Annotated in this window: 14 protein-coding genes and 1 pseudogene; 7 read left to right on the top strand and 8 right to left on the bottom strand. The window is 66.0% G+C overall.

Annotation, left to right across the window (positions count from 1 at the left end):
- Positions 1 to 35 precede the first annotated feature (35 nt).
- Positions 36 to 497, top strand: a complete 462-nt coding sequence (gene queF / locus ACW18C_RS06790; RefSeq protein ID WP_040349994.1) for a preQ(1) synthase — start codon at positions 36 to 38, stop codon at positions 495 to 497.
- 7 nt (positions 498 to 504) lie between these two features.
- On the opposite strand, the gene ACW18C_RS06795 is transcribed toward queF, so the two are convergent.
- On the bottom strand, positions 505 to 1,611 hold the full coding sequence (locus ACW18C_RS06795; RefSeq protein WP_492073619.1) for a hypothetical protein: 1,107 nt from the start codon (positions 1,609 to 1,611) through the stop codon (positions 505 to 507).
- An 88-nt stretch (positions 1,612 to 1,699) separates the two neighbouring features.
- Here ACW18C_RS06795 and ACW18C_RS06800 point away from each other — a divergent pair.
- A pseudogene (locus ACW18C_RS06800) lies at positions 1,700 to 2,194 on the top strand (DUF817 family protein); the annotation flags it as partial.
- Positions 2,195 to 2,245: 51 nt separating this feature from the next.
- Here the strand turns inward: ACW18C_RS06800 and ACW18C_RS06805 are convergent.
- Positions 2,246 to 2,854 (bottom strand): nitroreductase family protein, encoded by a 609-nt coding sequence (locus tag ACW18C_RS06805; RefSeq protein ID WP_492073621.1) that lies wholly within the window; start codon positions 2,852 to 2,854, stop codon positions 2,246 to 2,248.
- 45 nt (positions 2,855 to 2,899) lie between these two features.
- Here ACW18C_RS06805 and ACW18C_RS06810 point away from each other — a divergent pair, with 45 nt between their 5' ends.
- The 3 genes from ACW18C_RS06810 (at position 2,900) to ACW18C_RS06820 (ending at position 4,641) form a co-directional block, all read left to right on the top strand.
- Positions 2,900 to 3,526 carry an NUDIX domain-containing protein gene (locus ACW18C_RS06810; protein ID WP_008263489.1) on the top strand — a complete coding sequence of 209 codons (627 nt, stop codon included), beginning with the start codon at positions 2,900 to 2,902 and terminating at the stop codon, positions 3,524 to 3,526.
- Positions 3,527 to 3,546: 20 nt separating this feature from the next.
- Entirely contained in the window at positions 3,547 to 4,368 is an 822-nt protein-coding gene (cysE, locus tag ACW18C_RS06815) for a serine O-acetyltransferase (RefSeq protein ID WP_492073622.1), read from the top strand.
- Positions 4,369 to 4,431: 63 nt separating this feature from the next.
- Positions 4,432 to 4,641, top strand: coding sequence for a DUF3126 family protein (locus ACW18C_RS06820; protein ID WP_008261149.1), 210 nt, complete (start codon positions 4,432 to 4,434; stop codon positions 4,639 to 4,641).
- A 67-nt stretch (positions 4,642 to 4,708) separates the two neighbouring features.
- Here ACW18C_RS06820 and ACW18C_RS06825 read toward each other — a convergent pair whose 3' ends face one another.
- On the bottom strand, positions 4,709 to 5,500 hold the full coding sequence (locus tag ACW18C_RS06825; RefSeq protein ID WP_492073624.1) for a LytTR family DNA-binding domain-containing protein: 792 nt from the start codon (positions 5,498 to 5,500) through the stop codon (positions 4,709 to 4,711).
- A gap of 90 nt (positions 5,501 to 5,590) precedes the next feature.
- On the opposite strand from ACW18C_RS06825, the gene ACW18C_RS06830 reads away from it, so the two are divergent.
- Complete coding sequence (locus tag ACW18C_RS06830) at positions 5,591 to 6,955, top strand: alpha/beta hydrolase family protein (RefSeq protein ID WP_492073626.1); 1,365 nt, start codon at positions 5,591 to 5,593, stop codon at positions 6,953 to 6,955.
- Positions 6,956 to 7,194: 239 nt separating this feature from the next.
- Positions 7,195 to 9,684, top strand: coding sequence for a glycoside hydrolase family 3 protein (locus ACW18C_RS06835; RefSeq protein WP_492073628.1), 2,490 nt, complete (start codon positions 7,195 to 7,197; stop codon positions 9,682 to 9,684).
- Between the two features lie 59 nt (positions 9,685 to 9,743).
- Here ACW18C_RS06835 and ACW18C_RS06840 read toward each other — a convergent pair whose 3' ends face one another.
- The 5 genes from ACW18C_RS06840 to ACW18C_RS06860 all read right to left on the bottom strand — a co-directional run bounded on the left by ACW18C_RS06840 (position 9,744) and on the right by ACW18C_RS06860 (position 15,265).
- Complete coding sequence (locus ACW18C_RS06840; protein ID WP_492073981.1) at positions 9,744 to 10,259, bottom strand: P-loop nucleotide/nucleoside kinase family protein; 516 nt, start codon at positions 10,257 to 10,259, stop codon at positions 9,744 to 9,746.
- Between the two features lie 254 nt (positions 10,260 to 10,513).
- A complete protein-coding gene (locus ACW18C_RS06845) occupies positions 10,514 to 11,899 on the bottom strand; it encodes a PAS domain S-box protein (protein WP_492073629.1) in 1,386 nt (461 codons plus the stop codon).
- Between the two features lie 143 nt (positions 11,900 to 12,042).
- Complete coding sequence (locus ACW18C_RS06850; protein ID WP_492073631.1) at positions 12,043 to 12,843, bottom strand: DUF4198 domain-containing protein; 801 nt, start codon at positions 12,841 to 12,843, stop codon at positions 12,043 to 12,045.
- Positions 12,844 to 12,930: 87 nt separating this feature from the next.
- On the bottom strand, positions 12,931 to 13,314 hold the full coding sequence (locus tag ACW18C_RS06855) for a hypothetical protein (RefSeq protein WP_492073633.1): 384 nt from the start codon (positions 13,312 to 13,314) through the stop codon (positions 12,931 to 12,933).
- Between the two features lie 61 nt (positions 13,315 to 13,375).
- Positions 13,376 to 15,265: an ABC-F family ATP-binding cassette domain-containing protein gene (locus ACW18C_RS06860; protein ID WP_035307887.1), complete on the bottom strand. Its 1,890-nt coding sequence runs from the start codon at positions 15,263 to 15,265 to the stop codon at positions 13,376 to 13,378.
- Between the last annotated feature and the right edge of the window lie 8 nt (positions 15,266 to 15,273).

The following is a 15,273-nucleotide window of genomic DNA, read 5'->3' on the forward strand; positions in this document are numbered from 1 at the left end:
TTTTCTTACGCGCCGCAAACGCCTAAATGCGCGGCATGACCCACTACACCGACAACCTCAGCCAGCTCGGCGCCCAGACCGCCGCCCCGACCAGCCCCGAGACGGCCGTGCTGGAGCGGGTGCCGAACCCGCATGCGGACACGCTGTATCTGGCCCGGTTCACGGCGCCCGAGTTCACCAGCCTGTGCCCGGTGACGGGCCAGCCGGACTTCGCCCATATCGTCATCGACTATGCGCCGGGCGACTGGTTGGTCGAGTCCAAGAGCCTGAAACTGTACCTGACCAGTTTCCGCAACCACGGCGCCTTCCACGAGGACTGCACCGTCGCCATCGGCCGGCGCCTGGCGGACCTGCTGGCGCCGAAATGGCTGCGGATCGGGGGGTACTGGTATCCGCGCGGCGGGATTCCGATCGACGTCTTCTGGCAGACGGGGGTGGCGCCCGAGGGGCTGTGGCTGCCGGATCAGGGCGTGCCAACGTATCGCGGGCGGGGGTGAATCAGAACTAGTTTCCTCTGTGAATGCGTATGGGCCCTATAATGTCGGCGTCTGTTATTGTTAGTATTTCGTGCTGAAGGCTCGCCGTCTCTCGCACCTGATTTCCTAACTCAACTAACTGGCCCAAGCACTTGTTGGCATATATTAGAGCGTCGCCGCTCTCTTTAACAAACTCATGGTAGTTTTGGATTCTTTCCTTTAGCTTGTCATGATCATCGAAATCCACCGGTTCCTGCCGTATGCGCAATCGACCATCGCTTGTAGTTAATGGGTAGTGGATTATTGGAACCGAGCCACCTTTGAGTTGGTGCATTCTAAGATGGAGGCTTTGAATTTCGTTAGTATTTGCTAAAGGTGCGACGTGGATTATTGAGTTCCGTATGTCGGTAAGATTTTTTATCCAGCCGCCATCAGAGCCATGATGATGAATGTAAGATAGTAGCGTGCCTTTGTGGCTGTAGTTTTTAGTTTTCTTTATTAAAGATCCGAGCGTTGTCACTTCGTTGTTATTATTATTGAGAATTAATTTCCATATAGATTCAGCGACTAGGTCTCTGAAGGCCGCCGCATCAGCCAGAAACGCGTGGATAGCTGCTTCGATGTGGGCTTGAAAGCCGTTGCTGAAGAGCGTGTCTTTTTCCGGCCGACGATATTGTCCGTCTATGTCGGTAAGTTTCGATGTCAATGCGCCTGTATACGCTTCGCTAATTTCTCTGATTCTAATGGCTAATAGTCGATGATAGGTCGCGAAACGACTTGAGATGTCGATGATGTCGGGCGTTCGTTGTGATTTGACGTTTTTGACATCGGACCATGCTCTTTCGCCCCAAAGCGTAGAAAATCCAGATGTCGGGGTGATCGGCTGGAAATCGGGGGGAAGGTTCAGGTCGTGCGAGGCGCCGGAGATAAAATCCGCGCCGATCACTTGAAGTCCGATTGACTCCAGCGCACCGAATACCTGTTCGTAAGGCTGATTTGGTATGGTCAGCATGGTGCGGTTAAAATCTACTCCCACGCGAATTTCCGGCTCTCCTACGTCAAAGGCGCGGTGACCACCTGAGAGATGGATTATCCGTAGCGAAGGTCGCCGGGCTGCGAGTGACTGTTGATCCATCTGAAATCACTTCACTAGTCTGCTGCTAAGCAAGGATTTGCCTACTGTGCTGCATTGCTATTCGTAGAGTTTGCGCGGTCATGCAACTATGAGTTTATCAAGCCGCCTACCGCTCGAGACCTGGGGTCGCCGTCTGATGACGCGGGCGGAGGCCTGGGCCGACCGGTCGCGCGCGCGCCGTTATGCCTACGAATTCCTCTGGTTCGGGCTGAAACAGGGGTGGGCCTGTCTGTTCGGGGGGCTGATGCTGGCGCTGATCGTCGGCACCTTCCTGTGGTGGCCGGATCAGGCCCCGATCTCGCGCTATGATTTTCTGGCGGTCGGGGCTGTGGTGATCCAGGCGGCCATGCTGGCGTTCAAGCTGGAGACTTGGGAAGAGGCGCGGGTGATCTTCCTGTTCCATGTGGCGGGGACGATCATGGAGCTGTTCAAGACCGCGCACGGGTCCTGGGTCTATCCGGAGGACAGTCTGCTGCGCATCGGCGCCGTGCCGCTGTTCTCGGGCTTCATGTATGCGGCGGTGGGCAGCTATATCGCGCGGGTGCAGCGGATCTTCCATATCCGGGTGCGGGCCTATCCGCCGCTGAGTCCTCCGATCTGCGCCGCCACGCGGCTTGTCGGAGGATGACGCCTATCACGGCAGGCGCGTGACCCTGGCGGCCATGTCCGGGCGGGGGCGTTCCAGGGCGGGTTCGGTCAGGGTTCCGATGTGGATGAAGCCGGCGACGGCTTCGCCCTCGGTCAGGCCGAACAGGGCCATAGCCTGGGGGTCGTAGCTGTACCAGTCGGTGATCCAGCTGGACGAATAGCCGAAGGCGCCGGTCGCGTGTTCCAGGTTCATGCAGACGGCGCCGGCCGACAGCTGTTGCTCCCAGACCGGCTTGGCGGCGGGGACGGGCGTCGAGACGACCAGGATGGTGAGGGGGGCGGCGGTCAGCTTGGCCAGGACCGCCTGGTCCTTGGCCGGCTTGTCGCGGGTCTCGGCCAGGACGGCCAGTTGTTCGGCGATCCGGGCGCGGCTGAGCGGGCCCAGGACCACGAACCGCCAGGGGAAGAGCTTGCCGTGATCGGGGGTGCGGGCGCCCAGGGTCAGGATCTGGTCCAGCTCGGCCTCGGTCGGGCCGGGGGCGGTCAGGGCCTGGGCCGGGGCGGAGCGGCGCGTGGCCAGCCGGTCGCGCAGGTCCTGCGAGGGGACCGGGGCGGGCAGGGGAGCGTTCAGGGGGATCAGGGGCAGCTCGGTCATGCGGTCTAGCTAGGCTTTCGTCCCCGCCTTCGCCATAGGTGAGCCATGAGCAATTCCGACGAACCGAAATGGGCCGAGGGACTGGTCAAGCCGCCGGCCTGGCGCAGCGACGGAACCGAGGTTCTGTTCGACAGCCCGTGGCTGAGCCTGACCCGGCATCCGGCGACGGCGCCGACGGGGCATGCGGCCGACTACGCCGTCGTGCGGTTCAAGAACGTCGGGACCGGCGTGTTGCCGGTGCATGACGACGGGACGGTGGTGCTGGTGGGGCAGCAGCGGTTCGCCCTGGCCAACTATTCCTGGGAAATGCCCGAGGGCGGGGCGCCCCTGGACGAGGATCCGTTCGACGGGGTCCGGCGCGAACTGGCCGAGGAGGCGGGGCTGGAGGCCGCGCACTGGGCGCCGGCCCTGACGGTCGAGATGTCCAACTCCATCACCGACGAGATCGGCAAGACCTGGATCGCCTGGGGCCTGAGCCCTGCGCCGGTCGCGCCGGACCCGACGGAGATCATCGCCGTGGTCCGCGTGCCCTTCCTGGATCTGCTCGACGAGATCGGGCGCGGGACGGTGCGCGACAGTCTGACGGTGGCGACGGCGTACAAGGCCTATCATATGGCGCAGAATGGAGCCCTGCCTCCGGCGCTGGCGCAGGCCATGCTGGGGCGGGTATGATGTCGCCGAAGGAGCCCGGCATGGCCAAGCTTGAAGTCGTTGCGGAAACCGACAGCGTGTGGCGCCAGCTGCGCGCCTCGGCCGAGGCCGCCGCGCGCGAGGAGCCCCAGCTGGGCTCGCAGATGAACGCGGTCATCCTGTCGCACGACGACCTGGCCGGCGCCCTCAGCTTCCAGATCGCGCGCAAACTGGCCGACGGAGAAATGAGCGCCATGTCGGTGCGCGAGGTCTGCCTGTCGGCCTTCGTCGCCGATCCGGCCATGGTCGCGGCGGCGGAAGCCGATCTGCAGGCGGTGGCGGAGCGCGACCCGGCGATCCGCAACCTGTTGCAGCCCTTCCTGTATTTCAAAGGCTTCCAGGCGCTGCAGGGCTGGCGCGTGGCCCATTGGCTGTGGGGACAGGGGCGCGAGACCCTGGCCTTCCACTTCCAGAGCCGGATCTCCGAACTGTTCCAGCTGGACATCCATCCGGCGGCGCGGCTGGGCAAGGGCCTGTTCCTGGACCACGGCACCGGCATCGTCATCGGCGAGACGGCGGTGGTCGGCGACGACGTGTCGATGCTGCACAATGTCACCCTGGGCGGCACGGGCGCCGAGCGCGGCGACCGCCATCCCAAGATCGGCAAGGGGGTGCTGCTGGGCGCCGGGGCCAAGGTGCTGGGCAATATCCTCGTCGGCGACTACGCCAAGGTGGCCTCGGGCTCGGTGGTGCTGAAGGATGTGCCGTCGGGCTGCACCGTGGCGGGGGTGCCGGCGCGGCTGGTCAACTGCCCCACCGGGGCCGAGCCGGCGCGGACCATGGACCATACGTTGGCGGACGTGGTGTACGACTTCGTGATCTGACGGGTTTCCCTCAACGCCCGACTTCTCTAGGGTCCGCCGCCAACCCAAGACCATGAGGCCCCCGTGAAAGACACCGACCTGAAGCGCATCGAGGCCCACCTCAAGCGCACCTTCAACACCGGCGGCATCATCGTGAAGGCCCGTCCCAAGCAGAACGACTCGGCCGAGGTCTATGTCGGCGACGAGTTCATCGGCATCGTCTTCGAGGACGAGGACGAGGAAGGCTCGTTCATGTTCGAAATGGCGATCCTGGCCGAAGACCTGCCTGAATAGTTTTCGTTCTACGTCGTGATCGTCCGGCCCAGACCGGGCGATCACGCACGACCGGCGGGCGGCGCCGCTAGAGCCAGCCCGCCGCTTTCAGCACGGGGCCATGGGTCCGGCTGACCGGGGCCGTCAGGTCGCCGACGAGGCGGATTTCGCCGACACCGCGCCGCCAGCGCACCTCTTGCACCGCATCGGCCGCCACCCACCATGAGCGGTGAACGCGCCATCCGTGCGCGCGTGACAATTCCTCCAGCGCATCGGCGAAACGCAGGGTGATCAACTCCGCCCCCGCATCGGTATGGACCCGTAGATAATGGTCGTGCGCCTCGATGGCGATCAGTCGGGCGCTGCGGCGTTTGGCCGACAGTCTGCGGCGGAAGACCGCCTCAGCCTCGGGCAGGGGCGGGACGACGAGGGTGCGGGTCTCGACCCGCGTGGGAAGCCGACGCCAGACGAGGGCGCGGACCGCCATGGCCGCCAGCATGATGGGCCAGACCTGCCAGAGCAGCGGCAGATAGATCGACCAGCGCTGCTCTGCGAACATCAGGTGCTGGGTCACGACGACGAACAGGGTCACCAGCGGGGTGGCGAGCGCCGAGGTGACGACAACCCGTCGCCATAGGACGGGCAGGCGCCGGCCCAGGCTCTCGTCCACGGCGACGGCGATCAGGCCGCCGCCCAGCATACAGGTCATCCAATAGGCATAGCGGGACGCGATGGGGGCATTGTCCGAGTCGAATGGGCCGAGGAAACCGAGCAACAGGCCCATAGCGGCGAGCAAGAGGGCATCGACGGCCCAGCGTCGCGCGGACTTCGCTCCGATGATGGTCTTCGCCCTGTGGCCCATGCCGTCCCGTTCGCGCACCCACGGCGCCGTTCGCGAAGTCGGGCCTAGCGAGCCGACGGCGGCGCGGCAATGGCGTTGGGCGAGAACCCAACCCTGATCGGAACACCCATGTCGCAATCCTGGCTCGCCGCCGCCCTGACCCTCGTCGTTTCCGCCGTCGCCGTTCCCGCTCTGGCCCAGGCGCCGGGGGCCGACGTCGATGAGCGCCCCGACCCGGCTGTGGTCTGTCATGTCGGCGTCTATCGGCTGGACGACGGCAGTTGGGTGGATGTCGCGCCGTTGGCGGAAAAGGGGCTGCGGTGGCGTCGGTTGGACGGATCGACGGCCAGGATGGTGGTGGGCGCCGACCGACGCTGGGTCAGCACCCTGGGATCAACCAGTCGCGTCGAAGGTCCGCAGCCGCAGCTCGGACTCTGCGACGAGGGGCGGATCGTCTTCGAGGGCCAGACCGGCCGACGCCTGGTCCAGGACGTGCGCGAGACAGCCTTCGTTGGCCAGGGCGGCACGCGGCTGAAAGGACGGTTGATCCTGCCGCCGGGCGACGGTGTGGTCCCCATCATGGTCGAGGTTCACGGATCGGAAGGCGCCAATGCGCTGGACTTCAACGCCTTCCAACGGTTCGCCCCGGCCTCGGGCGTCGGGGTCTTCGTCTACGCCAAGCGCGGCTCTGGCGGATCGGAGGGGCGCTATACTCAGGACTTCCATGTTCTGGCCGCGGACGCCGCCGCCGCCGTGGTCGAGGCCCGTCGGCTGGCCGGAGATCGGGCGGGCCGAGTCGGCCTGCATGGCGCAAGCCAGGGCGGCTGGATTGCGCCGCTGGCCGCCAGCCTGACGCCGGTGGACTTCGTCACCGTCGGCTTCGGCCTGGCCTATGGCGCGCTGGCGGAGGACAGCGACCAGGTGATGCTCGATCTGAAGGCCAAGGGGTGGGGCGCCGATGTGCTGGAACAGGCGCGCGAGATCACCGATGTGACCGGCGCCTTCATCGCCTCGCGCGGCGCGGTCGGATTCGACGGTCTGGAGGCCGTGCGCGCCAGGTATCGGGCCCAGCCCTGGTTCGCCGATATCAAGGGCGAGGTCACCGGCCTGTTGCTGAACACGCCGAACGACCAGATCGTCGCCATGGCCCCGGTGCTCGATGTCGGAACCTCCTGGGACTATGACCCGCTGCCGGTGCTGAGCCGCTTGGACGCGCCCATGCTGTGGATCCAGGCGGAAGACGACACCGGCGCCCCGCCTGAGGCTACGCGGCGGCGGCTGATCGACCTGGCGGCCCAGGGGCGGCCGGTCACCCTGCTGGAATACCCCGACACCGACCACGGCATCGTCAGGTTCGAGACGGCGGCGGACGGGCGGCGCGCCTCCATCGGCTATGCGCCCGGCTATTATCAGGCCGTGCTGGATTGGGCGCGGACGGGGCGGTTGGACGGCGCCTATGGCGACGGGCGTCTGCTGGCGACGCCCAGGCGGTGAAATCCGGTCCGCGGTCGCCCTGCGTCAACTTGCGCGGGGTGATCCTGAGAACGTTCTCAAAAATGGCTTGACGGTTCGTGGCGTCCCGTCCCTAATCCGCGTCGAAGGGCGGCGGATCGATCGCTCGGGAGCAGACGTACAGGATAAAGGGTCGGAATGTCGCCATTCCGCCGCGCCTGTCCGCCTGTCTTCCGATCTGTCAGACGCACGCCTCCTGGTTCATCCTGCGAGGAAATCCGATGCGCACGACTGTGTCCCTGATGGTTCTGGCCCTGGCCATGAGCGGCGGCGCCCCCGCCCTGGCCCAGACGGCCGCGGTTCCCGAGGCGGCGCGGGCCCATCCCGCCCTCTGGCCCCAGGCCGCGACCCCGGCCGCGATCAGCGATGCGCGCACCGAGGCCTTCGTCACCGAGCTGATGGCGAAGATGACGCTGGAGGAGAAGGTCGGGCAACTGATCCAGGCCGATATCGGCTCGATCACGCCGGATGACCTGAAGACCTATCCGCTGGGCTCGATCCTGGCCGGCGGCAGCTCCGGTCCGTGGGGCGACGACAAGGCGACGGCGCAGAAGTGGCTGGACTTGGCCCGCGCCTTCCGCGCCGCCAACGAGGCGCGCGGCGGCACGACCATCCCGCTGATCTACGGCATCGACGCGGTGCACGGGCATAACAACGTCCCCGGCGCGACCATCTTCCCGCACAATATCGGCCTGGGCGCCGCGCGTGACCCGGACCTGATCCGGCGGATCGGGGCGGCGACGGCGCTTGAGGTTGCGGTGACGGGGGCGGAGTGGACCTTCGGCCCGACCCTGGCCGTGCCGCGCGACGACCGCTGGGGCCGGTCCTATGAGGGATACGCCGAGGATCCGGAGGTCCAGCGGTCCTACGCCGGGCCGATGACCCTGGGGCTCCAGGGCGAGCTGCAGCCGGGGCGGCCGCTGGCGCCCGGCCATATCGCAGGATCGGCGAAACACTTCCTGGCCGACGGCGGCACCTTCGAGGGCGAGGACCAGGGCGACTTCCGGGGCACGGAGCAGGAGCTGATCGACGTCCACCTGGGCGGCTATGTCCAGGCGATCGACGCGGGCGTGCTGTCGATCATGGCCAGCTTCTCGGGCTGGAACGGCTACAAGCACTCGGGCAATCCGACCCTGCTGACCGACGTGCTGCGCGGGCCCCTGGGGTTCAAGGGCTTCGTGGTGTCCGACTGGAACGCCCACGGGCAACTGCCGGGCTGCACCAATGAGAGCTGCGCCCTGGCCGTCAACGCCGGCATCGACATGCTGATGGCGCCCGACAGCTGGAAGCCGCTGTACGCCTCGACCCTGGCCCAGGCCAGGTCGGGCGAGATCCCGGCGGCGCGGGTGGACGAAGCGGTGCGCCGCATCCTGGTCGCCAAGGTCAAGACCGGCCTGTTCGAACCGACGCGGCCGGTCGAGGGCCGGTTCGAGGAACTGGCCTCGCCGGCGCACCGCGCCCTGGCGCGCGAGGCGGTGCGCAAGTCGCTGGTGCTGCTGAAGAACGACGGCGTCCTGCCGGTCCGCGCCAATGCGCGGGTCCTGGTGGCGGGGACGGCGGCCGACGACATAGGCCAGGCCTCGGGCGGCTGGACCCTGAGCTGGCAGGGGACGGGCAATTCCAACGCCGACTTCCCCCAGGGGCAGTCGATCTGGGGCGGGATCGAAGAGGCCGTGAAGGCGGGGGGCGGGAGTGCGACCCTGAGCGCGGACGGGAGCTTCACCCAGAAGCCGGACGTGGCCATCGTCGTCTTCGGCGAGACCCCCTATGCCGAGTTCCAGGGCGACGTGGACAATCTGGATTACGTGCCCAGCGCGCCGCTGGAGACGCTGAAGCGTCTGAAGGCGGCGGGCATTCCAACCGTCTCGGTCTTCCTGTCCGGGCGGCCGATGTGGACCAATCCGGAGATCAATGCGTCGGACGCCTTCGTGGCCGCTTGGCTGCCGGGCACCGAGGGCGGCGGGGTCGCCGACCTGCTGGTGGGCGGCGCCGACGGCAAGCCGCGCAACGACTTCCACGGCAAGCTGTCCTTCAGCTGGCCCAAAGACGCCACGGGGACGCCGCTGAACCACGGCCAGCCCGGCTATGACCCGCAGTTCGCCTATGGCTACGGCCTCAGCTACGCCGCGCCGGCGACGGTGGGGATGCTGTCGGAGGAGAGCGGGGTCTCGGCCCAGGCGACCAATCTGGACCGCTATTTCGTCGACGGTCGGTTCGTCTCGCCCTGGAGCCTGCTGCTGAACGACGCGGGCGGCCAGACCCGCCCCGGCACGGCCAAGACGGCGTCCAGCCCGCGCAGCGGCGTGGCCTCGCGCCCAGTTGACGACCTGGCCCAGGAAAGCGGCCAGCAGTTCGTCTTCGCCGGAACCGGCGCCGCCAGCGTCGAAATCTGGGGCACGCCCGTCGATCTGACGCGTCAGGCCAATGGGGCCGTGGCCCTGGGCTTCCGCTACCGGGTGGACGCTGCGCCAAGCGCGCCTGTGGCCTTCAAGCTGGGCGGCGGAGCCATCGACCTGACCGGCCTGCTGCGCTCGGCCCCGGTGGGCCAGTGGCGCGAGGCCCGCATCCCCCTGACCTGTTTCCGCACCGACGGCGGGGATCTGTCGAAGGTCGAGGTTCCGTTCCACATGGCGACGTCGGGCAAGATGACGGTGTCAGTGTCGGAAATCCGGCTGGACGCCAGCCAGACGGAGACGCGCTGTCCGGGGTGAGCGGCTGTGAACTCCCTGAGCGGAAGCGTTAAGCTTCCGCTCAGGGTGGATATCGGTCTTTACAAAGCCCAGCGGTCGCATACGTCCAAAGCGAGGGCGGGAATATCGATCGGTTTGGTTGTGTCCACGGCTATGGTGGCCCCCACACCTATGGGCCGGTCATATTCGGCCAACATAGCCGGCGGCAGAGCGCGTAGGGGGTGAGCGCCAGCGTGATGGGTGGAAGTCGCAGCCCGTGCAGCAAACCTCCTGGCCGTTTCAGCCGGCCCGCAATCACAATGGATTTCCACAATGTCGGCTTTAAGGGACCGAAGTTTCCCCAATTCATAGTCGCTATGAGGACGGAAATTCGCCTCCAAAACTGCGAACGGCGTCCTCGTCGCCAGCGACCATAAAAGCTCCATGGCCGCGCTGCCCAATCGCCTGGAAGCGTCCAACGATCCGGCGTCGTCGCCCAGAACATCCACCAAGGTCTCCTTGATAAAATCCTTGGAGAACAGCGGATAGTGGAGATAAGCCGCGAGCGGGACCGCAAGGGTCGTTTTACCGGCGCCTGGCGCTCCAGACACGATCACCAACCTGCGCCTCATCGTTCCGTCTCGCGCTCTGCGCCGTCAACCTATCAAGCTACCGGCACGCAGCAAGCCGGAAGCGGCTCATGCTCACCTCCCGCTGCGCGTCAGGAGTCTAGCTGATCCGTCGCGTTTTCACCCAGCCTCGGTCGAACGGTGACCCGGGGTGTGGTCCGGAAAGCGGACAGGGTTCCACAGGCCTGTATTCGTCGAGGGGGCTGTCGGACCGCCTCCGCTCGCGACCGGAAGGTTTGCGTTCAGGCCGGCGTTTGCAGCGGGTCGAGCGGGAAGGCGACTTCGACGATGAGCCCGTCCGGCGCCCACTCTCGAGTCAGGGCGCCGCCCAGCTGACGGACCACTCTGGCCTTCAGGGAGGATCCGAAGCCTTCTCGGGTCGGCGGAACAACCGTCGGGCCGCCGGTTTCGCGCCACTGGAGCGTCACCTGACCCTCCTTCAGCGTCCAGGTCACAGAGACACGGCCGCCGCCATTGCTGCAGGCTCCGTATTTGTTGGCGTTGGTCGCCAGTTCGTGGAGCAGCATGCTGAGGGGCTGGACCTGGTGCGGCGAAAGACCGATCTCGGGGCCGTGGGTGTCCACGGTGTCCCTGGGGCAAAGGGCTTCCAGCTCTTCCCTCACCACATCCTCCAGCCGCCCGCCTTCCCAACGCCGACTGGCCAGGGAGGTCTGCGCGCGCGCGAGGGCGCCGATCCGCCCAGCGAGGACCTCCTTGTAGGTCGCGACATCGTCGGCGCGGGTCAGTCGCGTGAGCGACTGGACGATCGAGAGAACATTGCGCGCCCTGTGATCGACCTCGTTCATCAGCAGCTGGCGGGCCTCCTCGCTGCGCCTCTCCTCACTGATGTCGCGCGCTTCGATGACGGTGCCGATGACCTTCGCCTCGCTGTCGTAGATCGGGCTGGCCGTGAAGGCGACAGGGTAGAAGGAGCCGTCCTTATGAACAAAAACCTCCTCGCCCTGCGTCCCGGCCTGTTCCGGAAAGGCGCGGTCGATGGCGCACTCCGAGAGAGGGAAGGGCGAGCCGTCGGGATAGGTGTGATGAATCACGTCATGGAGGGGGCGTCCGGTCGTTTCCTCGAAAGCATAGCCCGTAAGTTTCTCCGCCGCCTTGTTCATGAATACACAGTGCTGTCGTTCATCCATGAGGAAGACGGCCATGGTCGTGTTGCTCAATATGACATCAAGTCGGGTGGCTGTTTCTCGCAGCGCGGCCTCAACACGTCGATAATCCGTCGTATCCTTGATGGCGGCATAGAAGACCGCGTCATCGCCGTCGTCAAAGAGTTGAAGCTTGACGGACACATTGTATGTGCTGCCGTCCTTGCGTTGGTGGAGGGTGTCGAAGTCAAGTCTGTCGACCTCGCCAGATTGGAGGGGTTTGATCAGTCTCAGGAAATCGGCACGACTGATATTCGGCTTCAGATCCCAAGGTGTCAGCCGTGAGAGTTCTTCGGAATTAAAGCCGAGATTGTCGCGGGCACCCCTGTTGACGAGTCGAAAGTAGAAGTCGGGCTCGCCGAATATATAGACTTCGCTCGCAGCTTCTTCGACGATGCGCCCAAGGCGCTCGCTGGTCACACCGATAGATTTATTCATGACCAAATCTGCTTCCGACAGGCGCATGACCGTAGATAGTCGCTCGACCCGTGGCAATGGGCTGATGCGACCAGCAATAGCCAAGCTTTCGTCTGAAGCCGGTGATCAGGAGGGAGTAGTAAACGCCTCGGCGAGAAACGACGCTTCCGAACAAAAACGACCCCGCCGCCTCACCCCGCGTCGGCGATGAAGGTCAGGGTGTGGGTGTAGCTGCGGTAGGGGGTGGGGCTGCCGGCGGGTGCGGCGGTGCGGTGGCGGACCTGGGTCATATAGGCGCCGGGGGTCGAGACGCGCAGGGTCAGGACCCCCGAGGCGTCGGTGGCGGTTTCGGCCTCGATCTTCCTGCTGTCGTACTGGCCGGCTTCGCGGAAGACGGTGACGGGGGCGTTGGCCAGGGGCTGGCCGTCGAACAGCAGGCGGAAGGTCGCGTCCTCGCCGGCGACGATCTCGTTCGGCTGGATCAGGGGCTGGAGTTCGAGGCCCTGGCCGGTCGGCTTCAGGGCCGCCTCGTCGGGGGCGCCGCGCACCACATAGACCTCGGCGACGGTGATGCTCTGGACATCGACCAGTTCGGCGCCGGGCGGGGGCGGCGTGTCTTCCTCGCCGACCATCTTCCAGCCGGAGGGGGTGTTGTACATCTTGGCCGCGCGGCCGGCGCGGGGACCGGACGACAGGCGATATAGGCCGTCCACCGGGGTCGGCGCCTCGAACACCGCCAGGTCGCGCAGATAGGTGACGGCGCTGATCGGCGTGTCGCCATTGGGGCCAACCACATGGAAGCTGTCGGAGCGCATGACCACCTCGGCGTTGAAGACATCCTCTGTGAAACTGGCTTCGACGGTCACATGGTCGCGTCGGCTTGCGTCGAACAGGTTCGGCCGCAGATAGGGGGAGTGGGCCTGGGCCGCCCCGGCGCTCCAGACCGCCAGAAGGGAGGCCAGAAGGCCGGCGTGGATGGTGGGTCGAGTCATGGGGCGTCCTCCGCTTTTGGGCGGGGACATTATTTATGTGCGAACGATTTGCAAGAGCAGTTAACGACGGGGAATGCCGTGTCGTAGTCAGGGTGTGAGGGGCGAGACGTTCAGGCTCAACCTGTAGTCCGAACCGCCGATCTCCACCCTGGCCTGTCCGGCGCGCCGGAAGATCATGGTCGGGGCCGACTTCAAATGATCGCCATGATCGATGTTGATGACGAGGCCGAGTTCGGATGCCGCGCCATCTTCTTTGACAACCGTCAGTTCGGCGTTCAGCAGGAAGGTCTCCTGGCCGTCGGATACCGATATCTCCGTCTGTCCGTCTTCCTGGATCAGGCTGCGGGCGGCGACCGTCTCGACGCCATCGCTGACCACGGAAACTTCCAAGGCGTATCGCGCCGTTGGCGGCGTCGCCGCATCGGCGGGCGCCGCGACGGTGCTGAGGATGGCGAGAAGCGTGGCGAGCATGACTGATTCCCCCGACTGATACCGGCGATATAGGATGGCGGCGTCACGTCGAAGTCAATGTTTACGCCACCTCGGCGAGCGCCTCTTCTGCGGCGACCCAGGCCACCTCGGCGGCGTCCAAGTCGGCTTGGGTCTTGGCGCGGGCGCGGGTCAGGCCTTCCAGGGCCTTGGGGTTGTTGACGGCGGCGTTGGCCATGTCGTCGTCGATGCGGGCGATCTCGGCGGTCAGGCGGGCCATGGTCTCTTCGGCCTTCTTGACTGCGTGACGCAGGGTCGAGGGCGAAGGGCCGGATTTGCGGTCGTTCTTCTTGCCCTTGTTGTTCTGGGCGGCGGGAGCGGCGGCGGCCTCTTCCTTCTTGATCTGGCTGGGCTTGGCGATGGCCTGTTTGGCGCGGTCCAGAACGAACCTGGCGTAGTCGTCCATGTCGCCGTCGAACGGCTTGACCGTGCCGTCGGCGGCCAGCCACAGCCGGTCGGCCACCATCTCCATCAGCGACCGGTCGTGGGTGATCAGGATGACGGCGCCGGAATAGTCGTTCAGGGCGTCCAGCAGGGCGCGGCGGCTGTCGATGTCCAGGTGGTTGGTCGGTTCGTCAAGGATCAGGACGTGGGGCGCATCCATGGCCACCATGTTCAGCAGCAGGCGGGCGCGCTCGCCGCCCGACAGGCTGTCGACCGTGGTCTCCTGCTTTTCATAGCCCAGGCCGAACTGGGCCAGTTTGGAGCGGCGGGCGCTTTCGGGGGCGTCCGGCATGGCGCGGCGGATGATCTCCAGCGGCGTGTCGGTGGGGTCCATCGCCTCGATCTGATGCTGGTGGAACCAGCCCACGCGCATCTTGCGGTCGCGGTGCAGTTCGCCCTCGGACACGTCCAGGGCGCCGGCGATCATCTTGGCGAAGGTGGACTTGCCGGCGCCGTTGACGCCCAGCAGACCGATACGGTCGTCCAGGTCCATCCGCAGGTTCAGATTGCGCAGGATCGGCTTGCCGACGTCATAGCCGACATTGGCCCGCTCCAGCCGGATCAGCGGCGGGGCCAGGGGGCGCGGCGGCGAGGGCAGGGTGAAGGGGGCGACGCGCTCCTCGATGGTGGTGGCCACGGGCTGCATCTTCTCCAGCCGCTTCATCCGCGACTGGGCCTGGGCGGCCTTGGAGGCCTTGGCCTTGAACCGGTCGACGAAGGCCTGGAGGTGGGCGCGTTCGGCGTCCTGCTTGGCCTTGGCCGACAGTTGCAGTCGGGCCTTCTCGGCGCGGGCCTTTTCGAAGGCGTCGTAGTTGCCGGTGTAGAGGGTCAGGGTGTGGTTCGCGAGGTGCAGGATATGGGTGCAGACCTCGTTCAGCATCTCGCGGTCGTGGGAGATGATCAGGGCCGTGTGCGGGTATTTCTTCAGCCGCGCCTCAAGCCACAGGGCGCCTTCCAGGTCGAGGTAGTTGGTCGGTTCGTCCAGCAGCAGCATGTCCGGCTCGGCGAACAGGGCGGCGGCCAGGGCGACGCGCATGCGCCAGCCGCCCGAGAACTCGGACATGGGCCGGGCCTGGTTCTCCTGGTCGAAACCCAGGCCGACCAGGATTTCGGCGGCGCGGGCAGGGGCTGCATCGGCGTCGATCTCGATCAGGCGGGCCCAGATCTCGCCCATCTCCTCGGGCGGCGCCGTTTCCAGTCGGCCCAGCAGGGTGTGGCGTTCGACGTCGGCCTCAAGGATGGTGTCGATGACGCTGACGGGGGTGGCCGGGTGTTCCTGATCGACCGAGCCGATGCGGGCGGTCTTCGGCAGGCTGATCTCGTCGCCGTTGGCGTTCAACTCGCCCAGGATCAGCTTGAACAGGGTGGACTTGCCGATGCCGTTGCGGCCCACCAGGCCGACCTTGGCGCCCGGCGGCAGGCTGACGGAGGCGTCCACGAGGAATTTGCGGCCCCAGGCGTTGAAGGTCAGGTCGGTGATCTGGAGCATGGGAGGCG

The sequence above is a fragment of the Brevundimonas sp. FV1ye7S genome (assembly GCF_058680995.1).